The 25138-nt window shown below is 63.1% G+C and carries 22 protein-coding genes and 1 pseudogene; 13 read left to right on the top strand and 10 right to left on the bottom strand.

Annotated features, from left to right (window positions below):
- Positions 1 to 38: 38 nt before the first annotated feature.
- Entirely contained in the window at positions 39 to 443 is a 405-nt protein-coding gene (locus BN1136_RS13615; protein WP_043762334.1) for a DUF2541 family protein, read from the top strand.
- A gap of 63 nt (positions 444 to 506) precedes the next feature.
- Here BN1136_RS13615 and mog read toward each other — a convergent pair whose 3' ends face one another.
- Complete coding sequence (mog, locus tag BN1136_RS13610; protein WP_043762333.1) at positions 507 to 1037, bottom strand: molybdopterin adenylyltransferase; 531 nt, start codon at positions 1035 to 1037, stop codon at positions 507 to 509.
- Between the two features lie 408 nt (positions 1038 to 1445).
- Between mog and BN1136_RS13605 the strand changes: the two genes are divergently transcribed.
- The 6 genes from BN1136_RS13605 (at position 1446) to folA (ending at position 4089) form a co-directional block, all read left to right on the top strand.
- Entirely contained in the window at positions 1446 to 1784 is a 339-nt protein-coding gene (locus tag BN1136_RS13605) for a DUF3135 domain-containing protein (protein ID WP_043762332.1), read from the top strand.
- 215 nt (positions 1785 to 1999) lie between these two features.
- Positions 2000 to 2797: a threonine/serine exporter family protein gene (locus tag BN1136_RS13600; protein WP_043808662.1), complete on the top strand. Its 798-nt coding sequence runs from the start codon at positions 2000 to 2002 to the stop codon at positions 2795 to 2797.
- Positions 2794 to 2919, top strand: coding sequence for a hypothetical protein (locus tag BN1136_RS20610; RefSeq protein ID WP_269429555.1), 126 nt, complete (start codon positions 2794 to 2796; stop codon positions 2917 to 2919). Before BN1136_RS13600 ends, BN1136_RS20610 begins: the two co-directional genes overlap by 4 nt.
- Positions 2916 to 3113 (top strand): hypothetical protein, encoded by a 198-nt coding sequence (locus BN1136_RS13595; protein WP_043808660.1) that lies wholly within the window; start codon positions 2916 to 2918, stop codon positions 3111 to 3113. The genes BN1136_RS20610 and BN1136_RS13595 overlap by 4 nt, the downstream gene beginning before the upstream one ends.
- On the top strand, positions 3110 to 3577 hold the full coding sequence (locus tag BN1136_RS13590; RefSeq protein WP_043762326.1) for a threonine/serine exporter family protein: 468 nt from the start codon (positions 3110 to 3112) through the stop codon (positions 3575 to 3577). The genes BN1136_RS13595 and BN1136_RS13590 overlap by 4 nt, the downstream gene beginning before the upstream one ends.
- Positions 3578 to 3600: 23 nt before the next feature.
- Positions 3601 to 4089 (top strand): type 3 dihydrofolate reductase, encoded by a 489-nt coding sequence (gene folA / locus BN1136_RS13585; RefSeq protein ID WP_043762324.1) that lies wholly within the window; start codon positions 3601 to 3603, stop codon positions 4087 to 4089.
- Between the two features lie 64 nt (positions 4090 to 4153).
- On the opposite strand, the gene BN1136_RS13580 is transcribed toward folA, so the two are convergent.
- Genes BN1136_RS13580 through BN1136_RS13570 form a run of 3 tightly spaced genes read right to left on the bottom strand, consistent with a single transcriptional unit; the run spans position 4154 to position 8455 of the window.
- The gene (locus BN1136_RS13580; protein WP_043762322.1) at positions 4154 to 4960 is read right to left on the bottom strand and encodes a phosphoadenylyl-sulfate reductase; all 807 of its coding nucleotides are present in this window, start codon (positions 4958 to 4960) and stop codon (positions 4154 to 4156) included.
- The gene (cysI, locus tag BN1136_RS13575; RefSeq protein ID WP_043762320.1) at positions 4950 to 6662 is read right to left on the bottom strand and encodes an assimilatory sulfite reductase (NADPH) hemoprotein subunit; all 1713 of its coding nucleotides are present in this window, start codon (positions 6660 to 6662) and stop codon (positions 4950 to 4952) included. The genes BN1136_RS13580 and cysI overlap by 11 nt, the downstream gene beginning before the upstream one ends.
- Entirely contained in the window at positions 6662 to 8455 is a 1794-nt protein-coding gene (locus BN1136_RS13570; RefSeq protein ID WP_043808658.1) for an assimilatory sulfite reductase (NADPH) flavoprotein subunit, read from the bottom strand. The genes cysI and BN1136_RS13570 overlap by 1 nt, the downstream gene beginning before the upstream one ends.
- 186 nt (positions 8456 to 8641) lie before the next feature.
- On the opposite strand from BN1136_RS13570, the pseudogene BN1136_RS13565 reads away from it, so the two are divergent.
- Positions 8642 to 9439: pseudogene (locus BN1136_RS13565) on the top strand (PhzF family phenazine biosynthesis protein).
- A gap of 123 nt (positions 9440 to 9562) precedes the next feature.
- Here the strand turns inward: BN1136_RS13565 and lysS are convergent.
- Both lysS and prfB read right to left on the bottom strand, forming a co-directional pair.
- Complete coding sequence (gene lysS / locus BN1136_RS13560; protein WP_043762318.1) at positions 9563 to 11098, bottom strand: lysine--tRNA ligase; 1536 nt, start codon at positions 11096 to 11098, stop codon at positions 9563 to 9565.
- 20 nt (positions 11099 to 11118) lie between these two features.
- Positions 11119 to 12217 (bottom strand): peptide chain release factor 2 gene (gene prfB, locus BN1136_RS13555; protein ID WP_134696129.1). Its coding sequence is split into 2 segments (ribosomal slippage): positions 11119 to 12141 and positions 12143 to 12217, totalling 1098 coding nucleotides; the frame shifts between segments, so codons are not numbered across the junction.
- A 251-nt stretch (positions 12218 to 12468) separates the two neighbouring features.
- Here prfB and BN1136_RS13550 point away from each other — a divergent pair.
- Positions 12469 to 14340: a methyl-accepting chemotaxis protein gene (locus BN1136_RS13550; RefSeq protein ID WP_043762316.1), complete on the top strand. Its 1872-nt coding sequence runs from the start codon at positions 12469 to 12471 to the stop codon at positions 14338 to 14340.
- A 197-nt stretch (positions 14341 to 14537) separates the two neighbouring features.
- On the opposite strand, the gene gltS is transcribed toward BN1136_RS13550, so the two are convergent.
- Positions 14538 to 15737 carry a sodium/glutamate symporter gene (gene gltS / locus BN1136_RS13545; protein WP_043808655.1) on the bottom strand — a complete coding sequence of 400 codons (1200 nt, stop codon included), beginning with the start codon at positions 15735 to 15737 and terminating at the stop codon, positions 14538 to 14540.
- A 490-nt stretch (positions 15738 to 16227) separates the two neighbouring features.
- Here gltS and ansA point away from each other — a divergent pair, with 490 nt between their 5' ends.
- Positions 16228 to 17235 carry an asparaginase gene (gene ansA / locus BN1136_RS13540; RefSeq protein ID WP_043762313.1) on the top strand — a complete coding sequence of 336 codons (1008 nt, stop codon included), beginning with the start codon at positions 16228 to 16230 and terminating at the stop codon, positions 17233 to 17235.
- A gap of 255 nt (positions 17236 to 17490) precedes the next feature.
- Here the strand turns inward: ansA and BN1136_RS13535 are convergent, their stop codons facing one another.
- Positions 17491 to 17784, bottom strand: a complete 294-nt coding sequence (locus BN1136_RS13535) for a YeaC family protein (RefSeq protein ID WP_043762311.1) — start codon at positions 17782 to 17784, stop codon at positions 17491 to 17493.
- 37 nt (positions 17785 to 17821) lie between these two features.
- Positions 17822 to 19252 (bottom strand): glyceraldehyde-3-phosphate dehydrogenase, encoded by a 1431-nt coding sequence (locus BN1136_RS13530; RefSeq protein WP_043762309.1) that lies wholly within the window; start codon positions 19250 to 19252, stop codon positions 17822 to 17824.
- Positions 19253 to 19463: 211 nt separating this feature from the next.
- Here BN1136_RS13530 and BN1136_RS13525 point away from each other — a divergent pair, with 211 nt between their 5' ends.
- A complete protein-coding gene (locus tag BN1136_RS13525) occupies positions 19464 to 20267 on the top strand; it encodes a DUF2989 domain-containing protein (RefSeq protein WP_043762307.1) in 804 nt (267 codons plus the stop codon).
- Positions 20264 to 20821 (top strand): NUDIX domain-containing protein, encoded by a 558-nt coding sequence (locus tag BN1136_RS13520; protein ID WP_043762305.1) that lies wholly within the window; start codon positions 20264 to 20266, stop codon positions 20819 to 20821. The genes BN1136_RS13525 and BN1136_RS13520 overlap by 4 nt, the downstream gene beginning before the upstream one ends.
- 62 nt (positions 20822 to 20883) lie before the next feature.
- Here the strand turns inward: BN1136_RS13520 and sppA are convergent, their stop codons facing one another.
- Positions 20884 to 22728, bottom strand: a complete 1845-nt coding sequence (gene sppA / locus BN1136_RS13515; protein WP_043762302.1) for a signal peptide peptidase SppA — start codon at positions 22726 to 22728, stop codon at positions 20884 to 20886.
- Between the two features lie 318 nt (positions 22729 to 23046).
- Here sppA and BN1136_RS13510 point away from each other — a divergent pair, with 318 nt between their 5' ends.
- Positions 23047 to 25086, top strand: coding sequence for an NADPH-dependent 2,4-dienoyl-CoA reductase (locus tag BN1136_RS13510; RefSeq protein ID WP_043762303.1), 2040 nt, complete (start codon positions 23047 to 23049; stop codon positions 25084 to 25086).
- Positions 25087 to 25138 lie beyond the last annotated feature (52 nt).

Genomic DNA, 25138 nt, shown 5'->3' with positions numbered 1-25138 from the left:
TGATTAATTAAGATGCCTCCCTTTTTCAGGGAGGCATCATGTCCGTTTTATCTGTTTCATCCTTTTCCCGCCGCGGCCTGGCCGCATGCTTGCTGTCCACGCTGCTCTGGGTGCCGGCCTCGCCGGCCCTGGCCGACGATGAATTCCGGCTGGGCAAGACCATTCTGCTCGGTGTCGGCGATCACCCCGCCATCATTCCCATGCTCGCCTGTCGTCCCACCAAGTCCATCATGGTCAAGGCGGGGCGGGAGCTGACCCTGGAGCGGGTCAAGGTGTTTTATGGCAGCGATCGCAGCAAGACCCTCTATTTTGACAGGGATCTGAAAGAGGATCAGGAGTCGGGGTGGAAGTCCCTCGGCAGCCGGCTCTGCATCAAGCGGATCGAGGTGTACGGCAATTCGGAAGGGAGCCGGGCCGGTGTCAGGGTATACGGCCGCAAATAGGGCGGGAGCATGACGGCGGCCGGGGAGACCCGGCCACCTTGTTCATGCCCTGGAACAGGGGACTTATTTCTTGGGCCTGAACGGCTTGATGACGGCTTCGTCGCACTCGAGGTAGGGTCCTTCCATCAGGTCGATGCAGTAAGGGATGGCGGGGAAGACCGCATCCAGGCACTCGCGAATGGACTTGGGCTTGCCCGGCAGGTTGACGATGAGCGAGTCGCCGCGCAATCCCGCGGTCTGGCGCGACAGTATGGCGGTCGGCACGAATTTGAGGGACTCGGCCCGCATCAGCTCGCCAAAGCCCGGCATCATGCGATCGCAGACCGCCTCGGTCGCCTCCGGCGTCACGTCCCGTCTGGCCGGCCCTGTGCCACCTGTGGTGACGACGAGGCAGCACTGCTCCTCGTCGACCAGCCGGATCAGGGTCGCCTCGATCTGATCCCGTTCGTCGGGGATCACCTGGTAGACGGGCTCCCACGCCGAGGTCAGATAGGCGTTCAGGGTGTCGATGATGGCCTTGCCGGACAGATCTTCGTAGATGCCCGCGCTGGCGCGATCGCTGACGGTGACGATACCGATTCTTGCCTTGCTCATGGTCTGCTCTTGGTTGCCGCAATAAGTGGTAAATAAAATAACATAATCAGTGAGATATGTTAAATCGTCGGGGACGGGGAGGGGCGGGAATGACAAAAATAGAGAGTCGAACGAAAAGCTGCTTATGTCACACCGATGAATAGCGAATAAGAAAGACGAAAAAAGAATTCAAATTTTATAAAAAAACTGGCGCAGCCAAATTGAAAACAATTTCATGAATCATAAGGAATAAATGCCATTCCCCCTGGCCTGTCAGGCTATTTTTCGGAGAACTGGACTCCTGTGGCACGGAGGCGACTGAACCAAAGTTCCCACCATCCTATATAACCTTCCTATGGACAGTGAAATAGTGATGGATCGGCGTCGTCGTTGCTGTAATACGCGCGATGCGTCCAGCCTGGAGGGCATATGGAGCTGCCTGACTTTGACACCCTGAGACATTGGGCCCTGGCGGAGCCGCAGCGGCTCGATGCGCTGTTGCACCAGCAGATAGAGACCCTGATCGCCCAGGTGGGGCCGGAGCAGCAACGGCGGCTGCGCGGCCTGCAGTTTCGTATCGACTGCCAGCGTCGTCTCGCCAGAAACAACATGGACAGCTGCATCCGCATCGCCAATATGATGCACGAATCCGTCAATGCCATGCGCCAGCATTTCAATCACCTGCAGGATGACTCATTTTCGGACCCGTATGAGGGTTCGCCGCCAAATAACGTGATCCCCCTTGCGACCTACCGCAAAGATAAATAATCGGTGCTTCCCGGCCTGCGGTCCTATTTCCCCGCACTTCAACCTATATCCCCGTGTTGCGAAATTTGAGGAATTTGTTTTCTATTTGCTGCGAATCGTCGTCATCCGGTGCATTAATTCCTGCAGGGCTGACGACCGGTCAGATAGGGATGGAGAAATATCACGTTTGGGGTAATATCTCGGCATATTCCATCTTGCTAACACTCAAAGGGATCATGAGCAGCATCACACCAGGAAGGGAGCTGTCGCGGGAGCAGCAGACGGAGATCACCCGGATCATCGTCAAGGCGGGCCAGATGCTGGCCCAGTTCGGGGCCGAGAGCCGCATCATAGAGCAGACCACGGTCCGGCTCGGGATGGCGCTGGGGCTGGAGAGCGTCGAGATGGCGATCTCCTCCAGCGCCATCGTGCTGACCAGCCTCAACCGGGGGAGCTGCGTCACCACCACCCGGCGGGTGCGGGAGCACGGCATCAACATGCAGGTGGTGTGCGAGATCCAGCGTCTCTGCATCATGGCGGAGAAGTCGCTGATCGGCGCACGGGAAGTGCGCCAGCGGCTGGAGGCCATAGTGCCTTTCCACTATCACCCCTGGCTGGTGGTGCCCATGGTGGGCCTCTCCTGTGGCGCCTTCAGCCTGCTGTTCGGCGGCGACTGGCCCATCTTCCTGGTGACCTGTTTCTCGTCCGCCGTGGCGATGCGGGTGCGCCAGCTGATGGCCCGCCATCACCACAGCCCCCTCATCAACTTCGCCACCACCGGCTTCATCGCCACTCTGCTCTCCTCCAGCGCCACCTTCTTTGGCTGGGGGGCCCAGCCCTATCTCGCCATGGCGGCCAGCGTGCTGCTGCTGGTGCCGGGCTTCCCGCTCATCAACGCGGTCTCCGACATGGTGAAGGGCTACTTCAACATGGGGCTGGCCCGCTGGGGCACGGCGACCCTGCTCACCATCAGCGCGGCGATAGGCATCATCCTCGCCATGTCGGTGACGGGTATCTGGGGGTGGAAGGTATGAAGACCTTTGACGCTGTATCGACCCTGTTGATCGGGGCAAACCGGCTGTCCATCAGCGCACGGAACCATACCGGCATCATCCCCGCCATGTCGGTGACCGGTATCTGGGGGTGGAAGGTATGAAGACCTTTGACGCTGTATCGACCCTGTTGATCGGGGCAAACCGGCTGTCCATCAGCGCACGGAACCATACCGGCATCATCCTCGCCATGTCGGTAACCGGTATCTGGGGGGGGAAAGGTATGACGGGTTTGTATCAGGCGCCGAATATCACGCTGGCGACGTCGGTCGGCCGCATTCAGGGAGGAGAGGCATGATGGATCTGCTCTGGCTGCTGGCCAAGGATGCCTTCTGGTCGGCCATTCCGGCGGTGGGCTTTGCCATGCTGTTCAACGTGCCGCCACGGATGCTGAAGTACTGTGCCATGGGGGGGGCTCTGGCTCACAGTCTGCGTACCCTGCTCATTCACCACGGCATGCCCATCGAGTGGGCCACCCTGGCGGCGGCGACCACGGTCGGTTTTGTCTGCGTCTACTGGTCCCGGCGCCTGCTGGCGCCCCGCCCGGTGTTCAGCGTGGCCTCCATCATCCCCATGATCCCCGGCAGCTATGCGTTCAAGGCGATGATCGCCGTGGTGGAGCTCAACATCTCCGGGGTGACCATGGAGCTTATCCAGAGTGCGCTGGAGAACGGGTTGAAGGCCATCTTCATCGTGGGCGCACTGAGCTTCGGGCTGGCGATACCCTCCCTGGTCGTGTACCGTAACCGGCCCATTGTCTGAGAAGGGTGCAAGAGGCTGACACCATGCAAATTTCCATGATTGCCGCCATGGCGCACGATCGCGTGATCGGCCTGGACAACCAGATGCCCTGGCATATGCCGGCGGATCTGGCCCACTTCAAGCGGGTGACCCTGGGCAAACCGGTGCTGATGGGGCGCAAGACGTTTGAATCCATCGGCCGACCGCTGCCGGGACGCCGCAATCTGGTGATCAGCCGCAACCCGGCCTATCAGGCCGAGGGCGTGGAGGTCATCGACTCGGTCGAGGCAGCGCTGGCACTGCTGGGGGAAGGGGTGGACGAGCTGATGGTGATCGGGGGCGGCCACCTCTATGGCCAACTGCTGCCACGGGCCGACAGGCTCTATCTGACCCGGATCGATCTGGCGGTGGCGGGGGATACCCGTTTCCCGGCGTTCGACGACGAGCAGTGGCGGCTCGTGGAGAGCGAGGCCCATCCCGCTGACGAGAAGAACCCCCATCCCTATCGTTTCGAGACCTGGCAACGGCGCTGAGTCGCCTGCCCGAGACGACAACGCCCGGCACTGGCCGGGCGTTTTTTATGGGCGAAGGTCGGGGTCATATGCCGGAGCCGTCGCTCTCGCCACCTTCTTCGTGCAGGCCGCATTCGCGTTTGAGGCCGAAGAAGCGGGTCTGCTCCTCACTCATGCCGGGCTCCCACTTGGTGGTGGTGTGCACGTCGCCGACCGACAGGTAGCCCTGCTCCCACAAGGGGTGGTAGGGGAGGTCGAACTCCTTGAAGTAGTAGAAGACGTCCTTGTTGCTCCAGTCGATCACCGGCAGGAACTTGAAGCGGCCGCGCTGGATGGCCAGCACCGGCAGCTTGCCCCGGCTGCCTGACTGCTCACGGCGCAGGCCAGAGAACCAGGTCTGGGCACCCAGCTCGTTCAGGGCGCGGTCCATGGGCTCCACCTTGTTGAGCTGGTTGTAGCGGGTGATCCCCTCCACGCCCTGTTCCCACAAGAGGCCAAAACGGGCCTCCTGCCAGGCCGGGCTGAGTTCGGCCCGGTAGATCTTGAGGTTGAGGGCGAGCCGCTCGGTCAGCTCGTCGATGAAACGGTAGGTCTCGGGGAAGAGATAACCGGTATCGGTCAGCACCACGGGCACATCGGCCCGCTCGCGGCTCACCAGGTGCAGCATGAGCGCCGCCTGGATGCCGAAGCTCGACGACAGCACATGCTCTCCCGGCAGGTTGGCCAGGGCCCAGCGCACCCGCTCGGGGGCGCTCATGGCATCCAGCGCCCGGTTGAGGGGCGCCAGCGCCTCGACCTGCTCCTCCCGGCCCAGGGCCAGCAGGGCGTCGAGGTCGAGCCGGCCGTCGGCGGTGCGCGCCAGCCGGGCTGTATCAGTCTGTTCAGGCTGCATAGAAGTCCCTCGCGGAGTCGATGACCGGGGCTATGATCCCGGCGCGGATGACGAAGTCGCCGAAGCACTCGTCCGGGTTGCGCTCGGTGGCCCAGCGCCCGATCAGGGCATCCAGCTCGGCCAGGATCTGCGGCTCTGTGATGTTTTCCAGGTGCAGGCGCGGGATGCGGGTTCCCTCCAGGTTGCCACCCAGGTGCAGGTTGTAGCGACCCGGCGCCTTGCCCACCAGCCCCACTTCCGCCAGCATGGCGCGGCCGCAGCCGTTGGGGCAGCCGGTGACGCGGAAGATGATGGCGTCATCAGCCAGGCCGTGCTTGGTCAGCAAGCCTTCGATGTCGGTGACAAACGCCGGCAGCATGCGCTCGGCCTCGGCCATCGCCAGCGGGCAGGTGGGCAGGGCCACGCAGGCCATGGACTGCTTGCGCTGTTCGCTCACGCCGTCATCCAGCAGGCCGTACTGGCGCGCCAGCGCCTCGATGCGGGCCTTCTCGCCGGCCGGGACGCCCGCGATGATCAGGTTCTGGTTGGCGGTGAGGCGGAAGTCCCCCTGATGCACCTTGGCGATCTCCAGCATGCCGGTCTTGAGGGGCTTGCCCGGGAAGTCCAGCAGGCGGCCGTTCTCGATAAACAGGGTCAGGTGGTGCTTGCCGTCTATCCCCTCGACCCAACCGAAGCGATCGCCACGGCTGGTGAATTCGTAGGGGCGAACCGGCCCGAACTGGATGCCGGCACGGTTCTCCACCTCGGCCTTGAAGGCCTCGACGCCGACCCGCTCCAGGGTGTACTTGGTCTTGGCGTTCTTGCGGTTGACCCGGTTGCCCCAGTCGCGCTGGGTGCTGACCACGGCGGCCGCCACCTCCAGCACGTGGGAGAGGGGCACGAAGCCGAAGTCGCTCGCCTTGCGCGGATAGGTGGTGGTGTCACCGTGGGTCATGGCCAGACCCCCGCCCACCAGCACGTTGAAACCCACCAGCTTGCCACCTTCGGCGATGGCCACGAAGTTGAGATCGTTGGCGTGGATGTCCACGTCGTTGTGGGGCGGGATCACGACAGTGGTCTTGAATTTGCGCGGCAGGTAGTTGGACCCCAGGATAGGCTCCTCGTCCTCCCCCAGTTTCTCGCCGTCCAGCCAGATCTCCACGTAGGCGCGGGTCTTGGGCAGCAGGTGCTCGGAGATCTTCTTGGCCCACTCGTAGGCCTCCTGGTGCAGCTCGGACTCCACCGGGTTGCTGGTGCACAGCACGTTGCGGTTCACGTCCCCCGCAGTGGCGATGGAGTCGATGCCGGTGCTGTTCAGGGTCTGGTGCATCAGCTTGATGTCGCGCTTGAGCACGCCATGGAACTGGAAGGTCTGGCGAGTAGTCAGGCGAATGCTGCCATACATGCTGTGCTCTTCGGCGAACTTGTCGATCACCTGCCACTGGGCCGGGGTGATGATGCCGCCCGGCAGACGGGCACGCAGCATGACGTTGTGCAGGGGCTCCAGCTTCTGGGCGGCACGCTCCGGTCGGATGTCGCGGTCATCCTGCTGGTACATGCCGTGGAAGCGGATCAGCTGGAAGTTGTCGCCGTTGAAGCCACCGGTGAGGGGATCCTGCAGATCCTGCTCTATGGTACCGCGCAGGAAGTTGCTCTCGCGCTTGAGGCGCTCGTTGTCGGCCAGCGGTCCTTCGACCGGTCCCGGAATAACTTGTTTGCTCATCAGTAGACATCCCTTTGATAACGTTTGGCACGACGCAATTCGCTCAGATACTCTTCTGCTTCCTCACGGCTCTTGTGGCCATGTTCGGCAATCACTTCCAGCAGGGCTTCCTGCACATCTTTCGCCATGTGGTTGGCGTCGCCACACACATAGAAGTGTGCGCCGGCTTCCAGCCACTGGTAGAGCTCGAGCCCCGCCTCGCGCAGGCGATCCTGCACATAAATCTTGTTGGCCTGATCCCGGCTGAAGGCCAGGGAGATCTTCGACAGCAGGCCGGATTTCACATAGCGCTGCCACTCCACCTGATAGAGGAAATCCTGGGTGAAGTGAGGGTTGCCGAAGAAGAGCCAGTTCTTGCCCGAGGCCCCGAGGGCTTCCCGCTCCTGCATAAAGGCGCGGAAGGGGGCGATGCCGGTGCCAGGGCCCACCATGATGACAGGGGTATCCGGGTTCGCCGGCAGGCGGAAGTTGTCGTTGTGCTCCACGAACACCCGCACCTCGGCATCCTCGGCCAGGCGGTCCGCCAGATAGGAGGAGGCGCCGCCACTGCGCACTGTGCCGTCTTCCTGAGGGTAGCGCACCACGCCGACGGTCAGATGCACCTCCTCTTCCACCTCGCTCTGGGCGGAGGCGATGGAGTAGAGGCGCGGGGTCAGCGGGCGCAGCAGGGCGATCAGTTGATCGGCACTCAGGAAGGCAGGGAAGCGCTTGAGCACATCCACCACCTGGGCAGAGGCGACCAGGGCATTGACCTGGGCCTTGTCGCCGGCCAGATCCTTGAGGGCCGCGTTGTCCGCGATCTCGGCGAGGCCCGTGATCAGGCCGCCGTGCAGCCGGGTCAGCTCGAAGTGGCGGGTCAGCGCCTCGCGCAGGCTGCCATGGGGGGTGGCCTCGTCACCGCTCAGACCGGTCAGGGCCAGCACCTCGCCCACGAGATCGGCGTCATTGTCGAACCAGATACCGAGGGCATCCCCGGGTTGATAGGTGATGCCGGACTCTTCCAGGTTGATCTCGATATGGCGGATGTCCTTGGTGGAGTCGCGGCCGGTGATCTTCTGGTTGACGGAGAGCCGTGCCGGGAAGGGGTTCTCCTTGTGATACTGGCTGTGGCCGACGGCCGCCTGCACGGCCCCTGCCACGCTGGCACCGGCACTGCCCACGGAGAGGGTCGCGGCAACGGCCTTGACCGCCTGCTCACCCCAGGCCTTGGCGGCGTCCTGGTAGTCCACGTCCAGGCTCGCGAGCTCATAAATGCGCTCGGCCCCGGCCTTGGACAGGAAGTCGTCGAAATCCTTGCCGGTCTGGCAGAAGAATTCGTAGGAACTGTCACCCAAGCCCAGTACGGCGAACTTGAGGCCGTCCAGCTTGCCAATCTTGCCCTTCTTGAGCTGCTCGAACAGATCGACTGCGCTCTCCGGCGGCTCACCCTCTCCGTAAGTGCTCACGACCACCAGCAGGTGGGTCTCTTTCTTGAGCTGCTTGGGCTTGTAGTCCGCCATGGAGATCAGGGTCACCGGCAGGCCGCTGGCCTCGGCCTGTGCCTTGATGGCGCTGGCCACGCCCTTGGCGTTGCCGGTCTGGGATCCGTAGAGGATGGTGAGGCTGCCGCCGGGGGCCGCGGCCTCGGTGCTGCCGGCCGCAACGGGCTGGACGCCGGCCTGGGAGAGGCCGTAGAGATAACCGCTCACCCAGGCGAGTTGCTGGGTGTTGAGGGTCGCGAGGACCTGGTTAAGCTGGCGCTGCTGTTCGTCAGAGAGCGGGCTGAGGTTGGGAATGGGGGCTGTCAATGGCATCACACATGTCTTCCATGGTCTGATTTTTGGTCAGAGTAAGGGGTGCAATGAATAACAACAAAGAATAAAAATATCTTCTTTATGCGATTTGTGAATTTATAAAGTTGGATTTCGCCTCAATACCCGTCTCCCTGTGGTATAAAAGCGGCATTATTGAGTCCCTTTTTTGTCCCGGAGGATCTGCCGATGTCCCGTCTGTTCCATGTCAACGCCTTCAGCCGGCACCCCTTCGGGGGCAACCCCGCCATCGTGGTCCAGGGACCCGAGCGCAGTGACGCCGAGCTGCAGGCCATGGCTGCGGAGTTCAACCTGTCGGAGAGCGCCTTCCTCAGCCCTCTCGGCGAGGGGCATTACCGGCTGCGCTGGTTTACCCCTCAAGTGGAGGTGGACTTGTGCGGTCACGGCACCCTGGCGGCGGCCCACGTGCTGTGGCAGACAGGGGAGGTGGCCGAAGATCAGCCCATCCGCTTCGCGACCCGCAGCGGCGAGCTGGTGGCCAGGCGCGAAGGGGCCTGGATCTGGCTCGACTTCCCGCGTATTGCTCTTGTGCCCCTTGAGCTGGATCCCGCCTATGGGGCCGCCCTCGGCTGCCGGCCGTTGCAGACTCTGGCCGCTGGCGCCAAGTTCCTGCTTGAGCTCGGTAGCGAGGAAGAGGTGCGAGCGCTCACCCCCGACTTCCACGCCCTGCGCGCCCTGCCGGGGCGGGGGATCATGGTGACGGCGCCGTCGAGCCGGGGGGAGGACGACTTCGTCTCCCGCTATTTTGCCCCCTGGGTCGGGGTGGAGGAGGATCCGGTGACCGGCTCCAACCACTGCGCCCTGGTGCCGTTCTGGGCCGAGCGCCTCGGCAAGTCGCAGCTGCGGGCCCGTCAGATCTCGACCCGGGGCGGGGATCTCAGGCTGGAATTGTAGGAAGAGCGGGTGCTGATGGCGGGCCAGGCGCTGACCCTGTGGCAGGGGGAGTGGCTGCTGCCAGCCTCATAAGCGGCAAGATGGCGGTGTATTGAACGTTCGCCACCGGTTGTGCACGCCATAAAAAAACGCCCCGCAGTTGCGGGGCGTTTCCATTGTGATCGCGCTCGGGAGGGATCCCGGCGGGGGTCACACTTATTTCTGCGGACGCAGAGCCGGGAACAGGATGACGTCGCGGATGGTGTGGCTGTTGGTGAACAGCATCACCAGACGGTCGATACCGATGCCCTGACCGGCGGTCGGCGGCAGGCCGTGTTCCAGCGCGGTCACGAAGTCGGCGTCGTAGAACATGGCTTCGTCGTCACCGGCGGCCTTCTGGTCAACCTGGGCCTGGAAGCGCTCGGCCTGATCTTCCGCATCGTTCAGCTCGGAGAAGCCGTTGGCCAGCTCGCGGCCGCCGATGAAGAATTCGAAGCGGTCGGTCACGTCCGGGTTCTGGTCGTTGCGACGGGCCAGCGGAGAGACGGCGGCCGGGTACTCGGTGATGAAGGTCGGTTGCAGCAGCATGTGCTCCACGGTCTCTTCGAAGATCGCGGTGATCACGTGGCCCAGCTCCCAGCTCTTCATCAGCTCGATCTTCAGGCCCTTGGCGACGGCGGTGGCCTTCTCCAGGGTGGCCAGATCGTCACGGGTCACATCCGGGTTGTACTTCAGGATGGAGTCCACCATGGAGAGGCGCTGGAACGGCTGACCGAAGTCGATGGTCAGGCCCTCTTCGCCCTCTTTGGCGTAACGGATCCTGGTGTCGCCCAGGATGTCCTGTGCCAGGGTGCGCAGCATCTCTTCGGTGAGATCCATCAGATCGATGTAGTCGGCGTAGGCCATATAGAACTCGAGCATGGTGAACTCGGGGTTATGGCGAACGGAGATGCCTTCGTTGCGGAAGTTGCGGTTGATCTCGTAGACACGCTCGAAACCACCGACCACCAGACGCTTCAGATAGAGCTCAGGCGCGATACGCAGGTACATGTCGATGTCCAGCGCATTGTGGTGGGTGATGAAGGGACGGGCAGAGGCGCCACCCGGGATGACCTGCATCATGGGGGTTTCCACTTCCATGAAGCGCTTGTCGTTCAGGAACTTGCGGATACCGGCCACGACCTTGGTGCGGGTCACGAAGGTCTTGCGGGACTCTTCGTTGGCGATCAGGTCCAGGTAGCGCTGGCGGCAGCGGGCTTCCTGGTCGGTCAGGCCCTTGTGCTTCTCGGGCAGCGGACGCAGCGCCTTGGTCAGCAGGCGGATGGTGGACACGTGCACGGAGAGTTCACCGGCGTTGGTGCGGAACAGGGTACCCTCGACACCGACGATGTCACCGAGATCCCACTTCTTGAACTGTTCGTTGTAGAAGCCTTCCGGCAGGTCGTCACGGGTCACGTAGATCTGGATCTTGCCAGCCATGTCCTGCAGGGTCGCAAAGGAAGCCTTGCCCATGATCCGGCGGGTCATGATGCGACCGGCAATCTTCACCTGTTTACCCAGGGCGACCAGCTCGTCGTTGCTCTTGTCGCCGAACTCGGCGTGCAGATCGCCGGACAGGCTGTCACGACGGAAGTCGTTGGGGAAGGGGTTGCCCTGGGCGCGCAGCGCGGCCAGCTTGGAACGACGCTCAAGCATCTCGTTGTTCAGCTCGAGTGTCTGGTCGATTTCCGGAGTAGTGCTTTGTTCAGACATGGTGATTCCTGCTGCTCTGTTTACAGACCTGATTTCAGGCTGGCTTCGATAAACTTGTCCAAGTCGCCGTCGAGTACCGACTGGGTGTTGCGGGTCTCGACGCCGGTACGCAGATCCTTGATACGGGAATCATCCAGTACGTAGGAACGGATCTGGCTGCCCCAGCCGATGTCGGACTTGGTCTCTTCGAGGGCTTGCTTCTCGGCGTTCTGCTTCTGAATTTCCAGCTCGTAGAGCTTGGCCTTCAGCTGCTTCATACACTGATCTTTGTTCTTGTGCTGGGAACGGTCGTTCTGGCACTGCACCACCACCCCGGTCGGGATGTGGGTGATACGCACCGCGGACTCGGTCCGGTTGACGTGCTGACCACCGGCACCGGAGGCGCGGTAGACGTCGATACGCAGATCGGCCGGGTTGATCTCGATCTCGATGTCGTCATCGATCTCGGGGTAGACGAACACGGAGCAGAACGAGGTGTGGCGACGGCCACCGGAATCGAACGGTGACTTGCGGACCAGGCGGTGCACGCCGGTCTCGGTGCGCAGCCAGCCGAAGGCGTATTCGCCGGTGAACTTGATGGTGGCGGACTTGATGCCGGCCACGTCGCCCTCGGAGCACTCGATGAGCTCGGGCTTGTAGCCGTGGGCATCGCCCCAGCGCAGGTACATGCGCAGCACCATGTTGGCCCAGTCCTGGGCCTCGGTACCGCCGGAGCCGGACTGGATGTCGATGTAGCAGTCGGAGCCGTCGTGCTGGCCGGAGAACATGCGGCGGAACTCGAGATCCACCAGCTTGGCTTCGAGCTCGTCGGCTTCGACCACGGCTTCGTTGAAGGTCTCTTCGTCTTCCCCTTCGACGGCCAGGCTGACCAGCATCTCGACGTCATCGACGCCCTGGGTCAGGGTATCTATGGTGCTGACCACGTTCTCTAGGGAGACGCGCTCCTTGCCCAGCGCCTGTGCGCGCTCGGGTTCATTCCAGACATCCGGCTGTTCCAGCTCGGCGTTTACCTCTTCCAGACGCTCTTTCTTGGCGTCATAGTCAAAGGTACCCCCTAAGCAGCTCGGTCCTCTCAGACAGCTCCTTAAGCTTGTTTAATACAGGATTGACTTCAAACATCGTGAAAACTCTCGGGGTCGATGTGATTTAAAAACGGGATATTCTAGCCAATTGCGGAAGGAATAAACAGGGTTGGCTGTACCCGCATGTCTTCCTTCACCGATTTCCGAAGCCATTTTTGCCATTCATGGGCAAAATGTCGTCGGCGATGCCATTCTTCGCTTCAGTTTTGCGCTGGCTGGCCGCTATCAACATGATAGTGCCATGCACTCCCGGTAATCCTGTTCCTGACTCCACAAGAAGAAAACACGATGAAAAACCTATCACTCAAGCAGAAGATACTGTTGTCTGTGGTGATCGCCCTGTCGCTGGTGATCCTGCTGCTCTCCTGGCAGAGCTATACCAGTCAGAAGTCCCTGCTGCTGCAAGGCAGTCAGGAACAGGTGCAACGCCTTGGCAGCCAGCAGGCCGCCAGCGTGAGCGACTGGCTCGCCGCCCGTCGCGACGTCATCCAGGCCCTCGGCAACAAGGCCGGCACCGAACCCCTCAACGCCCTGCAACAGGCCCAGGTTTCCGGTCGCTTCCAGCTCACCTACTTCGGTGAGGGCAGCGGCAAGATGAACGACTCCGACCCCACCATCAATCGTGACGGCTACGATCCCCGTTCCCGTGGCTGGTATCAGGAAGCCATGGCCAAGGGTGGCATGATCGTCACCAAGCCCTACCTGGACGTGGCCTACAACATCCTGGTGGTGACCCTGGCCCAACCGGCCCAGGGCGGCGTGGTCGGCGGCGACCTCTCCATCGCCTCCCTAGTGGAAGACGTCACCAAGATGAAACTGCCGGCGGACGGCTTCGCCATCCTGATGCACAAGGACGGCACCGTCATCGCCTACAAGGACGCGGCCAAGGCGATGAAGCCGGCCAGCGAGATCGACAACGACCTGACCAACGCCCTGATCGAGCAGAGCAAGAGCAGCAACAGCCTGGTGCCGGCCTACTTCGACAACGAGGGCCGTGACAAGCTGCTGTGGGCGGTGGATATCCCGGACACCGACTGGGAGCTGGTACTGGTGCTGGACAAGAGCACCCTGGAGGCACCGCTCTCCTCCCTGCTGATGAGCCAGCTCGGCCTGGCCCTGCTGGTGCTGGTGGGCAGCATCCTCGCCATCTCTTGGCTGGTCAGCCTGCTGCTTGGCCCGCTCGGCAAGGTTTCCCAGGCCCTGGCTCGCATCGCCGATGGTAACGGCGACCTGACCCAGCGCATCAAGATCGACGCCAACGATGAAGTGGGCCAGCTGGCGGGCAGCTTCAACCGCTTCGTGGGCAGCCAGCATCAGCTCATTGCCAACATCCGCCAGCTTGCCAACGAGCTGAACGCCGACGCCGAGCGCAGTTTGGTGACCAACCAGGCCGCAGTGGAAGAGCTGCAGCGCCAGCAACAGGAGGTGACCATGGTCGCCACTGCGGTCACCGAGATGGCGAGCGCCACCATGGAGATCGCCGGCAACGCCGAGAACACCGCCGCCGCCGCCCAGCAATCCGCCCAGAGCAGTGAACAGGGCAAGATCCTGGTGAACCAGACTCGCCACTCCATCAACAATCTGGCCGAGGAAGTGGGCCAGGCGACCGGGGTCATCGGCGAGCTGAGCCGCCATGCCCAGGCCATCTCAGGCATCCTCTCCACCATCCAGGGCATCGCCGAGCAGACCAACCTGCTGGCGCTGAACGCGGCCATCGAAGCGGCCCGTGCCGGTGAACAGGGTCGCGGCTTCGCCGTGGTGGCGGACGAGGTGCGGGTGCTGTCGCGCCGTACCCAGGACTCCACCCAGGAGATCCAGTCCACCATCGAGACCCTGCAGCAGACCACGGCCCGTGCGGTGAGCCTGATGCAGACCAGCCAGGGGCTGGCCGACAACAGCGTGAAGGACGCCGATGCCGCCGCCGCCGCACTCGAAGAGATCACCCAGGCCGTCAGCCTCATCTCCGACATGGCGGGACAGATCGCCACCGCCGCCGAGGAGCAGACCCAGGTGACCGGTGAGATCACCCAGAACACCACCGCCATCAAGGACGTGAGCGACGAGATCACCGCCTCCGCCATGCGCGACCTGGATCAGGCGCACAACCTCAAGGGACGTGCCACCAACCTGAACCAGCAGGTGTCGACCTTTATCCTCTAAGGGTTGATGCGCGGCGATCACGGTCGTCATGAGAAAAGCCCTGCACTCTGGCGAGTGCGGGGCTTTTTCTTTGTATGTTCCCTTGCCTGTGTGCGGGCGGGGCAAGCGATGACGGCGGAGCGGGATTGCCGGCCTGTGCAAACGACAGAGTCCACCTGAGGTGGGCTCTGTTCATATGCGTCTGACAGAAAAAGGAATTACAGGAAGGGCAGCGCCAGGAACAGCTTGATCACCACAGCGTTGATGATGTCGATGAAGAAGGCACCCACCATGGGCACCACCAGAAACGCCATGTGGGAGGGGCCAAAGCGCTGGGTGATGGCCTGCATGTTGGCAATCGCCGTGGGGGTGGCCCCCAGACCGAAGCCGCAGTGGCCCGCCGCCAGCACGGCCGCGTCATAGTTCTTGCCCATGACCCGGAAGGTGACGAAGACGGCGTAGAGCGCCATGGCCACGGTCTGGGCCGCCAGCAGCACGAAGATGGGGAGGGCCAGGCTCGCCAGATCCCACAGCTTGAGGCTCATCAGGGCCATGGCCAGGAAGAGCGACAGACTGACGTTGCCGAGCAGGGAGACCTCGCGATCGCTCACCTCATGCCAGTTGAGCAGAGTCAGGGTGTTGCGCAGCAGCACACCGACGAACAGCACGCAGACGAAGACGGGCAGCTCGAAGGCGCCGCCCCTGAGGTAGGCGGCGAGCATCTCGCCCCCCTTCAGGCTGATGGCGATGAGCGCCAGGGTCTCGATCACGCTGAAGGTGGTCAGCGGCCGCTCCATGTCCGGCATCTCGAAGCCCTGGGGGGCGCCGTCCCGGTTGTGCTCCTCGCCGGGCACCTGCACCTTCTTCACCAGGTGACGGGCCACGGGGCCGCCGATCACCCCCCCCAGCACCAGGCCGAAGGTGGCGCAGGCGATGGCGAGCTCGGCGGCGGATTGCACCCCGTACTTGGCGCTGAAGATGGACCCCCATGCCGCCCCGGTGCCATGCCCCCCGGAGAGGGTGATGGAGCCGGCCAGCAGGCCCATGTGGGGATCCAGCCCCAGCAGGGTGGCCAGACCGACCCCCAGGCTGTTTTGCATCAGCAGCAGGCCGGTGACCACCATCAGGAAGGTGATCACCGCCTTGCCGCCGCGCTTGAGGCTGGCGAGATCGGCGGAGAGGCCGATGGAGGCAAAGAAGGCGAGCATCAGCGGGGTCTGCAGGCTGGTGTCAAACTGCAGCTCCAGTTGCAGAGTGGAGCGCAGCAACAGCAGGACCAGGGCGACCACCAGACCACCCGCCACGGGCTTGGGAATGTTGAAGGTACGCAGCGGTCCGATCCGGTTGACCAGCAGACGGCCGAGCAGCAGCACCAGGGTGGCGGCGACCAGGGTGGTGTAGGAATCAAGTTGTAGCATTCGGTACTCCCATGTTGAACGGCTGTGTCTTTGGCAAGAAAGACCCACGGATCCAGCCGGGATGAAACAGAGCGGCGAGGGTGCCGGTTACAGAGGGGGCCTGGGCCCCGTCCCACGCAAAAATGGGATCGGTACGAACCCGTCATCGTCGGGCGTTCAGAAGAGATTCTTGAAAAATCCGGCGGATAGTAGCAGAAAGCATCGTTTATATCCATGTTCATCATATTAATGCTTAAAACATATCATTAACACGGTGTTTAACTCTGGCGAATGGGCGGGGCTGGGGGACGCTGCAACGCAGCCGTGGCTGTCATTTGGGGCGACACTCTTTATAATTCGCCCGTTTCCAGCCCGCGGGGGGAAGCAGGAAGTGAAGAGGTCGGTTGCGGCCCGATATGCGCCTCGTGCCACCCATGACGGTGAGACGAGGGCGCGTACCGGTTGAGCCCCAGACGATTTGCCGGTTTCCAGTTCACAGAGAGGAGAGGGTGTGAAGAAGTCCATCTACATCGCCTACACAGGCGGCACCATAGGGATGCAGCGTTCCGACCACGGCTATGTGCCGATGGCGGGCTTCATGGAAGACTGTCTGGCACGGATGCCCGAATTCCATCGACCGGAAATGCCGGATTACCATATCCACGAATATGCCCCCCTCATCGACTCCTCCGACATGACGCCGGCGGACTGGCAGCGCATCGCCGAGGACATTCGTGACAACTACGAGAAGTACGACGGTTTCGTGATCCTGCACGGCACCGACACCATGTCGTTCACCGCCTCTGCGCTCTCCTTCATGCTCGAGGATCTGCACAAGCCGGTCATCATCACCGGCTCCCAGATCCCGCTCGCCGAGCTGCGCTCCGACGGCCAGCAGAATTTGCTCAACGCCCTCTACATTGCGGCCAACTACCCGATCCACGAGGTGACGCTCTTCTTCAACAACCAGCTCTATCGCGGCAACCGCAGCAAGAAGGTGCACGCGGACGGCTTCCACGCCTTCGACTCGCCGAACTACCCGCCGCTGCTCAATGCCGGCATCGCCATCTCCCTGGAGGCGGGTGAGCTGGGTGTGCCGTGCGATAGACCGCTGGTGCTGCACGACATCACCCCCCAGCCCATCGGTGTGGTGACCCTCTATCCGGGCATCTCGGCAGAGGTGATTGCGAACATCCTGCAGCAGCCGGTGCGTGCGTTGATCCTGCTCTCCTTCGGGGTGGGCAATGCACCGCAGAACCCGGCCATGCTGGCGCTGCTCTCCGAGGCATCCGCCCGCGGCGTCATCATCGTCAACCTGAGCCAGTGCCTGCACGGCAAGGTCAACATGGGGGGCTATGCCACCGGCAACGCCCTCTCCCGTGCCGGGGTTATCTCGGGCTTCGACATGACGGCCGAGGCGGCGCTCACCAAGCTGCACTTCCTGCTGAGCCAGGACCTGCCGGCGCCGCGCATCCGCGAGTTGATGCAGCAGTCCCTGCGGGGGGAGCTGACCCCCTGAGCGTTGCGGCCCTCACCCTAACCCTCTCCCCAGGGGAGAGGGGATAGATCGAGGTGCTGTTGGCCGCGAGGCTTGCCATGAAGATTGCCGGCAGATGGCCCGCTTACTGTTCGCAGCTGCGAGCCTGCTCCCTTCTCCCCTTGCGGGAGACGGGCCGGGGATGAGGGGCATCACTCTGCAGAGATAAAAAAGAGGGGAGCCATGATGGCTCCCCTCTTTCGTTTCGTTACCGCGACAGGTGACGTGTGGCCTGCCTCAGTGGCTGAGGTCGACCCGCACTATCTCTTCCTCATCGCGATACTGGCGCTTGAGCTCGCTCTTGCTCTTCATCACGATCTCGCCGTCGCGGCCTATGTTCATGTGCTCCGGATTCTCAAGGTGCATCGCCTGCCAGGCCATGACGGCCTGCAGGGAGGTGGCCTTCTGCTCCTCGGTGAGGGGCTTGCCGTCCGGCCACTTGCCCAGTTCGACCGCGGTCTTGAGCCGCTCGTACACCTCTTCGGGCATCTGTGCTATCGCTTGTTGAAACGTCACTTGTTGGGACGACATCCGGCCTCTCCTTGAAAATTGAGCCATGAACCCGGGATCAGGCGGGCAGATCTTGGCGGACTACGCCGGCCATCTGCTCCATCACCCGTACTACCTGACAACTGTATCCGAACTCGTTGTCATACCACACGTAGAGCACGCAGTGATCCCCCTCGGCGATGGTGGCCTGGGAGTCCACTATGCCCGCGAAGCGGGAACCCACCATGTCGGAGGAGACCAGCTCGGTGCTGGCACTGAAGTCGATCTGGCGATGCAGGGCGGAGCTCAGCGCCATCTGTTGCAGATAGGTGTTGAGGCTCTCCCGATCGGTGGCCTGCTCCAGGGACAGGTTGATGATGGCCAGAGAGACGTTGGGGGTCGGCACCCGGATTGCGTTGCCGGTCAGCTTGCCCTTGAGCTCGGGCAGCGCCTTGGCCACCGCCTTGGCGGCGCCGGTGCTGGTCATCACCATGTTGAGGGCTGCGCTGCGACCGCGGCGCTCGCCCTTGTGATAGTTGTCGATCAGGTTCTGATCGTTGGTGTAGGAGTGGACCGTCTCCACGTGGCCGTGGCGGATGCCGTACTTGTCCTGCATCACCTTGAGCACGGGGGTGATGGCGTTGGTGGTGCAGGAGGCGGCGGAGACTATCTTGTCATCCGGGCCTATCACCTCGTGGTTGACCCCGAACACCACGTTCTTCATCTCCCCCTTGCCGGGGGCGGTCAGCAGTACCCGGGCGGCGCCGCGCGCCTTGAGGTGCTCGGACAGACCCGCCTCGTCACGCCAGACGCCGGTGTTGTCGACGATCAGCGCGTTATCGATGCCATAGGCGGTGTAGTCGATGTCGGCCGGGCTGTTGGCGTAGATCACCTGGATGAAGGTGCCGTTGGCGATGATGGCGCTGCGCTCCACATCCACCTCGATGGAGCCGTTGAAGGGGCCGTGGACGGAGTCGCGGCGCAGCAGGCTGGCGCGCTTCTCCAGATCCCCGTCACGACCGCCGCGCACGACGATGGCGCGCAGGCGCAGGGAGTTGGCGGCGCCGGTGCGCTCGATGAGCAGGCGGGCCAGCAGGCGGCCGATGCGGCCAAAGCCGTAGAGCACCACGTCGGTCGCCGCCGGCACGTCACGGCCCAGGGCCGGTGCCAGCTTGGCGCGCAGGTAGTCGTCGATGCCCGCCTCATCCTGATGATCCTGCCAGTAGCCCACGGCCAGCTTGCCCAGATCGATCTCGGCGGCGGTCGGGTTCAGGGCGACGATGGCTTGCAGCAGGGGGAAGCTTTGCTGGATGGGGAGGGGGGCTCCCTGGTGGCGGCGAACGACCCGGTGGGCCTTGAGGATGTCGATGGTGGAGGCGTTTTGCAGGGGGCGTCCAAAGATGGTGATCTCGATGCCCTGCTGCCGGTAGAGGCGACCAATCAGGGGTTGCATGGCTTCGGCGAGCTCCTGGCTCTCCTGCCACGCCTGCAAGTAGTGCTCGTGGGTCATTAACCAGATCCTTTATTTCACGTTGTTGAAGCAAATTGCCTGGGCAAATTGAAAATTCGTCGAATGCAGATCAGTGTAGGGCTGATGGTTTCGTTATATTATTCTGCAGTCGCGGCCTTATACGGCGCGCGCATTGTAATGGATATGTAGCCTGTTTGCTAGTTGGCGGTGGCCAGGGCGGGTTGCGATTGTTACCAACCAGACGTGAACCATGACCCTATTCCCACAGCGTCCGTTACTGCTCTCTCTCGCCTGCTGCCTGACGCTGACGGCCTGCGAAGACGACAGGATCCACAACATCTGCAGCCAGAATCCGGCGTTGTGCGCCGATCTGGTGGACGACGGCTGGTGTCGTTATGAGCGCAGCGACGTCATCCGCGCCCGCTACTACCTGCAGACGGAGGAGACGGACAGGCGCAAGTACGAGTTGATGCGCGGCCTGGAGCGCTACCTGCACTGTGCCGAACACTCCACCAACATCGAGTACAAGCGGGCTCGCGAGCAGAAGAGCCCCAGGGTGGAGGGCATGCTGGCGGCCGGCAGCCAGCTGGAGCAGCTGGATGCCCAGACCCGTGGCTCCCGGGATCCCTACCTGCTGCTGTGGCACTGGACCAACAACACCAATCCCCAGGCCCGCGCCAGCTTCATGGCGCTGGAAGGCACCCCGGCCCTCGAGGAGCCCGAGCTGCAGCTGGCGCTCGGTGGCATCTACGCCAAGCACGATCCACAAAAAGCCATCGCCCTGATGCACCACGCCCTCTCCCTCTACCGGGAAGGGGAGCAGGTGAACAGCCGCATCCTCACGGCCCTCAGTACCCTCTACATGGGGCAGAAGGGGTTTGAGCAGGCCTACCTGTGGGGCAAGGTGAGCGAATCCTTCCAGGAGCAGCAAGAGGTCTCCTCCGTGCGGCTCGGCATCTACCACGCCATCGGCAAGGCAGAGCAGGAACGGCTGGACGAGCAGGCTGCCGTCATCGTCGACGCGCTCAAACAAGGGACCTACCGCACCCCATGATCCCGTCCCTGTCTGCGACCCCCGAATGGGCCGACCCCTTCGACATTCGTCTCGTGCACGGCCAGATCCACTGCGAGGGTCGGGTGCTGGAGCGCAGCACGGTGAGAGCCGTGGTGCTGCGCGGTGACCGGCTCCTGCTGGTGCATTCCCGCGTCAACGGCGATCTCATGTTCCCCGGTGGTGGTGTCGAGGCGGGGGAGTGCCATGGCACCGCCCTGGCCCGGGAGCTGCTGGAGGAGTGTGGCGCCGAGCTGCTGGCGGTGGGGCCCCTGCTCGGGCAGACGCGGGAGTACCGCGCCGCCCGGGAGCCGGACTACGACGCCTACTGCATTCGCTCCTCCTACTACCTCTGCCAGGTGGGGGAGGGGTGGAGCGAGCCGCGCCCCCAGCCTTACGAGATCCGCCTCGGCTTCTCGCCGGGCTGGTTTGCGCTGGATGAGGCGCTGCAGACCAACAAGACCCAGCTGGCCGGCCCCTGCCCCCAGTGGACGGTGCGGGAGACCCGGGTGCTGGCCGAGCTGCACCGCTGGCATGAATCCGGCCTGCTGGCCTGAGGCTTTCTTCTCTTCGCCCATAAAAAAACCGCCCGAGGGCGGTTTTTTTATGGAGAGTCACGTCACTGGACACAGACCGGGCAGAAGGCATAGGTGCCTTGCGGATCGTTGAAGCGGGTGAGGGGATCTAGCGTGCGGTTCATCTCCAGCAGCGACTTGCCGAGCCCGGCGGGCAGCCAGCTCTGCAGGTGCGGGGCCAGAATGCGGGCACTGCTGTCGAACAGCTCGCGCAGGAACTTGTCCCGGGCAGACTCTTCCGGTGCTATGGGGGTGACCTGCCAGCTCTTGAGGTCGGCCAGCTCGGCGGCCGCCTTGAGGGCGTCGTCCAGATTGCCGAACTCGTCCACCAGCCCCAGCTCCTTGGCATCCTGCCCGGTCCAGACCCGGCCTTCGGCGGCTTTCTCCGCCTCTTCCGGGCTCAGGCCACGGCCCTTGCCCACCAGGCCGACGAAGCGCTGGTAGGTGTCTTCCACACTGAGCTGGATGGCCTCGCCTACGTGTTCCGGCAGGGCCCGGGTCAGGCCGACCCCCACGAAGTCCGTGGTGCCGACGCCGTCGGTGTGCACCCCATACTGGGAGAGTGCCTTCTCGATGGTGGCGAACATGCCGAACACCCCGATGGAGCCCGTAAGGGTGGTGGGGGAGGCGAAGATCTTGTCCGCGTCGGCGGAGATCCAGTAGCCCCCAGAGGCGGCGTAGCTGCCCATGGAGATGACCACAGGCTTGCCCGCCTGCTTCAGGGCCAGCAGCTCGGCGCGGATCTGCTCGGCGGCGAAGGCGCTGCCCCCCGGGCTGTCGACCCGCAGTACCACGGCCTTCACCTGGTCGTCGCGGCGGGCCTCGGCCAGCAGATCGGAGAGGCTGTCGCCGCCTATGGTGCCGGCGGGCTGAACCCCGTCCATGATGGCACCGCTGGCGAGGATCAGACCCACCTCATCCTTGCCGCTCTGGGGATATTGCTCCGGAATGGCGGCCAGATACTCTTTCAGACCCACCCCTTTCCAGCCGTGATCCTCGGCCTCGCCCACTTCCTTGATCACCGCCTGGGTCATCTCGTCACGGGTGGCGAGCTGGTCCACCAGACCGTTGTCGAGGGCGTAGTTGGCGGCATTGCCACCGGCCTTGCGCAGCAGTTCGAGGAAGCGGTCCTTGTTCGGCGCGACGGCATCGGGCTCGATCTCCCGCTGCTCGGCCACGTCGGTCACATAGGATTGCCATAGCTGATCCAGCCAGCGCTGGTTCGCCTCCTTGCTCTCGGGGGACATCTCGTCCCGGGTGTAGGGCTCGACGAAGGATTTGTAAGTGCCGACCTTGAACACATGGGGGGTGACGTTGAGCTTCTCCAGCGCCGACTTGAAGTAGGTCTGGTAGACGCCGAGCCCTTCGATCAGCACGGCACCACTCTGGTTGAGCAGCACGTGATCGGCGTGGGCGGCGAGCAGGTAGGCACCCTGGCCGTAGTAGTCGGCCATGGCGATGACGGGTTTGCCGCTCTCCTTGAAGTCGTCGATGGCGCTCGCCACTTCCTGCAGCTTGGAGAGGCTGGCCCCCTGCAAGCCCTGGGGCTTGATCACCAGTGCCTTGATGCGATCGTCATCCCCGGCGCTCCTGATGGCCCACAGCAGATCGGACAGGACGATCTCGCTGGGCTGATCGTCGCTCTTGTCGATCTGTTTGAGCAGTTGCACCGTGGGGTCGGCCTGGGTGCGCTGTTCCACCAGCACGCCAGCGAGATTGAGGGTGAGGGCACCCTCGATGGGCGTACTGGGGGCCTCGTTCTGGTTGATGCTGACGACGATGACCAGCACGATGAGCAGAAACAGCAGGTTGACCAGCATCAATCGGGTAAAGTTGAGCAGGCGCCAGAGGCTGCGAAAGAGCCACCCCAGACCTTTGAAAATAGACATAGCCGCGTTGTCGCCCTGTTAATGGGTAGAGAAAGGCATTATTAACCAGTTGCGGCGCCAATTGCCATTTCCCCTTGGGGACTATCACCCCCTGCGCCTTCGGAATACGGCTGTTCGCCGAAAAAATGTCCAAACATTTGTTTGAAAAAGAATTTTTGATTCTTTACTCTAGCTCCAATTTGATAACAAAAAATTAACTGGAGACACTGTGAGCCCTTGCCCCATCCCAATGATTTTTCTCGACCCGGGTGTGATCCTCCCCCTGTGTCGTGAGAGATGGATGGCGCAGTGCCCACGGGTTTCGACAAGGAGTTCATCATGAACAGTTACCCGAGCCTGCTGGCCCCCCTCGACCTCGGCTTTACCCAGCTCAAGAACCGGGTATTGATGGGGTCCATGCACACCGGCCTCGAAGAGGAGAAGGGGGGCTTTGACAAGCTGGCCGCCTTCTATGGTGAGCGGGCCCGCGGTGGCGTCGGCCTCATCGTCACCGGCGGTATCGCTCCCAACCTGCGTGGACGCCTGGTGCCCCACGGTTCCCAACTGAGCTTCCCCTGGCAGGTCGCCAAGCACAGGAAGGTGACCGAAGCCGTGCATCGGGAGGGGGGCAAGATAGCGCTGCAGATCCTGCATGCAGGTCGTTACGCCTATCACCCCTTTGGCCTGGCGCCGAGCCCCCTCAAGGCTCCCATCTCCCCGTTCAAGCCGCGTGCCATGAGCGAGCGGCAGATCCGCGGCACCATCCGCGACTTCGCCGCCACCGCAACGCTCGCCAGGGCGGCAGGTTATGACGGGGTCGAGGTGATGGGCTCGGAAGGCTATCTCATCAACCAGTTCATCTGCGAGCGTACCAACAAGCGCACCGACGGCTGGGGTGGCAGTGCCGACAACCGCATGCGCTTCCCGGTAGAAATCGTGCGAGCCATCCGCGAGCGGGTCGGCCCGGATTTCATCATCATCTTCCGCCTCTCCATGCTGGATCTGGTGGAGCAGGGCTCCACCCTGGAAGAGGTGATTGCCCTCGGCAAGGCGCTGGAGCAGGTAGGGGTGACCCTTATCAACACCGGCATCGGCTGGCACGAGGCGCGGGTCCCCACCATCGCCACCAGCGTGCCGCGCGGCGCCTTCAGCTGGGTGACGGCGGAGCTGAAAAAGCACCTCAAGGTGCCGCTTATCACCACCAACCGCATCAACACCCCGGAGGTCGCCGAGCGCATTCTGGCGCAGGGGGACGCGGACATGGTCTCCATGGCGCGCCCCTTCCTGGCCGACCCCGAGTTCGTCATCAAGGCGGCGGAAGACAGGGCGGACGAGATCAACACCTGCATCGCCTGTAACCAGGCCTGCCTCGACCACATCTTCAAGCAGAAGCGCGCCTCCTGCCTGGTCAATCCCCGCGCCTGTTTCGAGACCGAGCTCACCTTCGGCCGGGTGCCCCAGCCCAAGAAGCTGGCGGTGGTGGGGGCGGGCCCTGCGGGCCTGGCGTTTGCCTGCTACGCCGCCGAGCGCGGCCATCAGGTGAGCCTGTTCGATCAGGCGAGCGAGATAGGCGGCCAGTTCAACTTCGCCAAGCAGATCCCGGGCAAGGAGGAGTTTCACGAAACCCTGCGCTACTTTGCCAAGCGGCTGGAGAAGTGTGGCGTCGAGCTTTATCTCGGCCAGCGCCAGAGCGCCGAGAGCCTCTTGGGAGGCGGCTTTGACGAGGTGATCCTCGCCACCGGCATTCGCCCGCGTACCCCCAACATTCCGGGCATCGAGCATCCCAAGGTACTGAGCTACCTGGACGTGCTGCGGGATCACAAGCCGGTGGGGGAGAAGGTGGCGGTGATCGGTGCCGGCGGTATCGGCTTCGACGTGGCCGAGTATCTGGTGGAGAAAAGGGCGCAGTTGCCATCCGAAGGGAGCGCGGAGCACAGTCGTGACCACTGGCTCAAGGAGTGGGGCATCGACCGGCAGCTTGCCGGGCGAGGTGGCCTGACGGCACCCGAGATCGACGCCCCCGAGCGCCAGGTCTGGCTGCTGCAGCGCAAGGAGAGCAAGGTGGGGGACGGCCTTGGCAAGACCACAGGCTGGATCCACCGCACCGTGCTGAAGAACCGCAAGGTGCAGATGCTCTCCGGCGTCCAGTACCTGCGCATTGACGACCAGGGTCTCCACATCCAGGTGGGTGAGGCCAAACAGTGCCTGCCGGTGGATCAGGTGATCATCTGTGCCGGGCAGGAGCCCCTCAAGGAGTTGCAGGCCGGCCTGCAGGCGGCGGGCAAGCCGGTGCACATCATCGGCGGGGCGGACGTGGCCGCCGAGCTGGATGCCAAGCGGGCGATCCGCCAGGGGGCCGAGCTGGCTGCCGTCATCTAGACTGGTGCATAGTGCAACGAAGGGACCCTCGGGTCCCTTTTCTTGTCTTGCG

This window comes from Aeromonas taiwanensis, assembly GCF_000820165.1.
Classification (GTDB): Bacteria; Pseudomonadota; Gammaproteobacteria; order Enterobacterales; family Aeromonadaceae; genus Aeromonas; species Aeromonas taiwanensis.
Note: the sequence above shows the minus strand (reverse complement) of the source record. Positions and strands in the feature narration are given on the sequence as shown.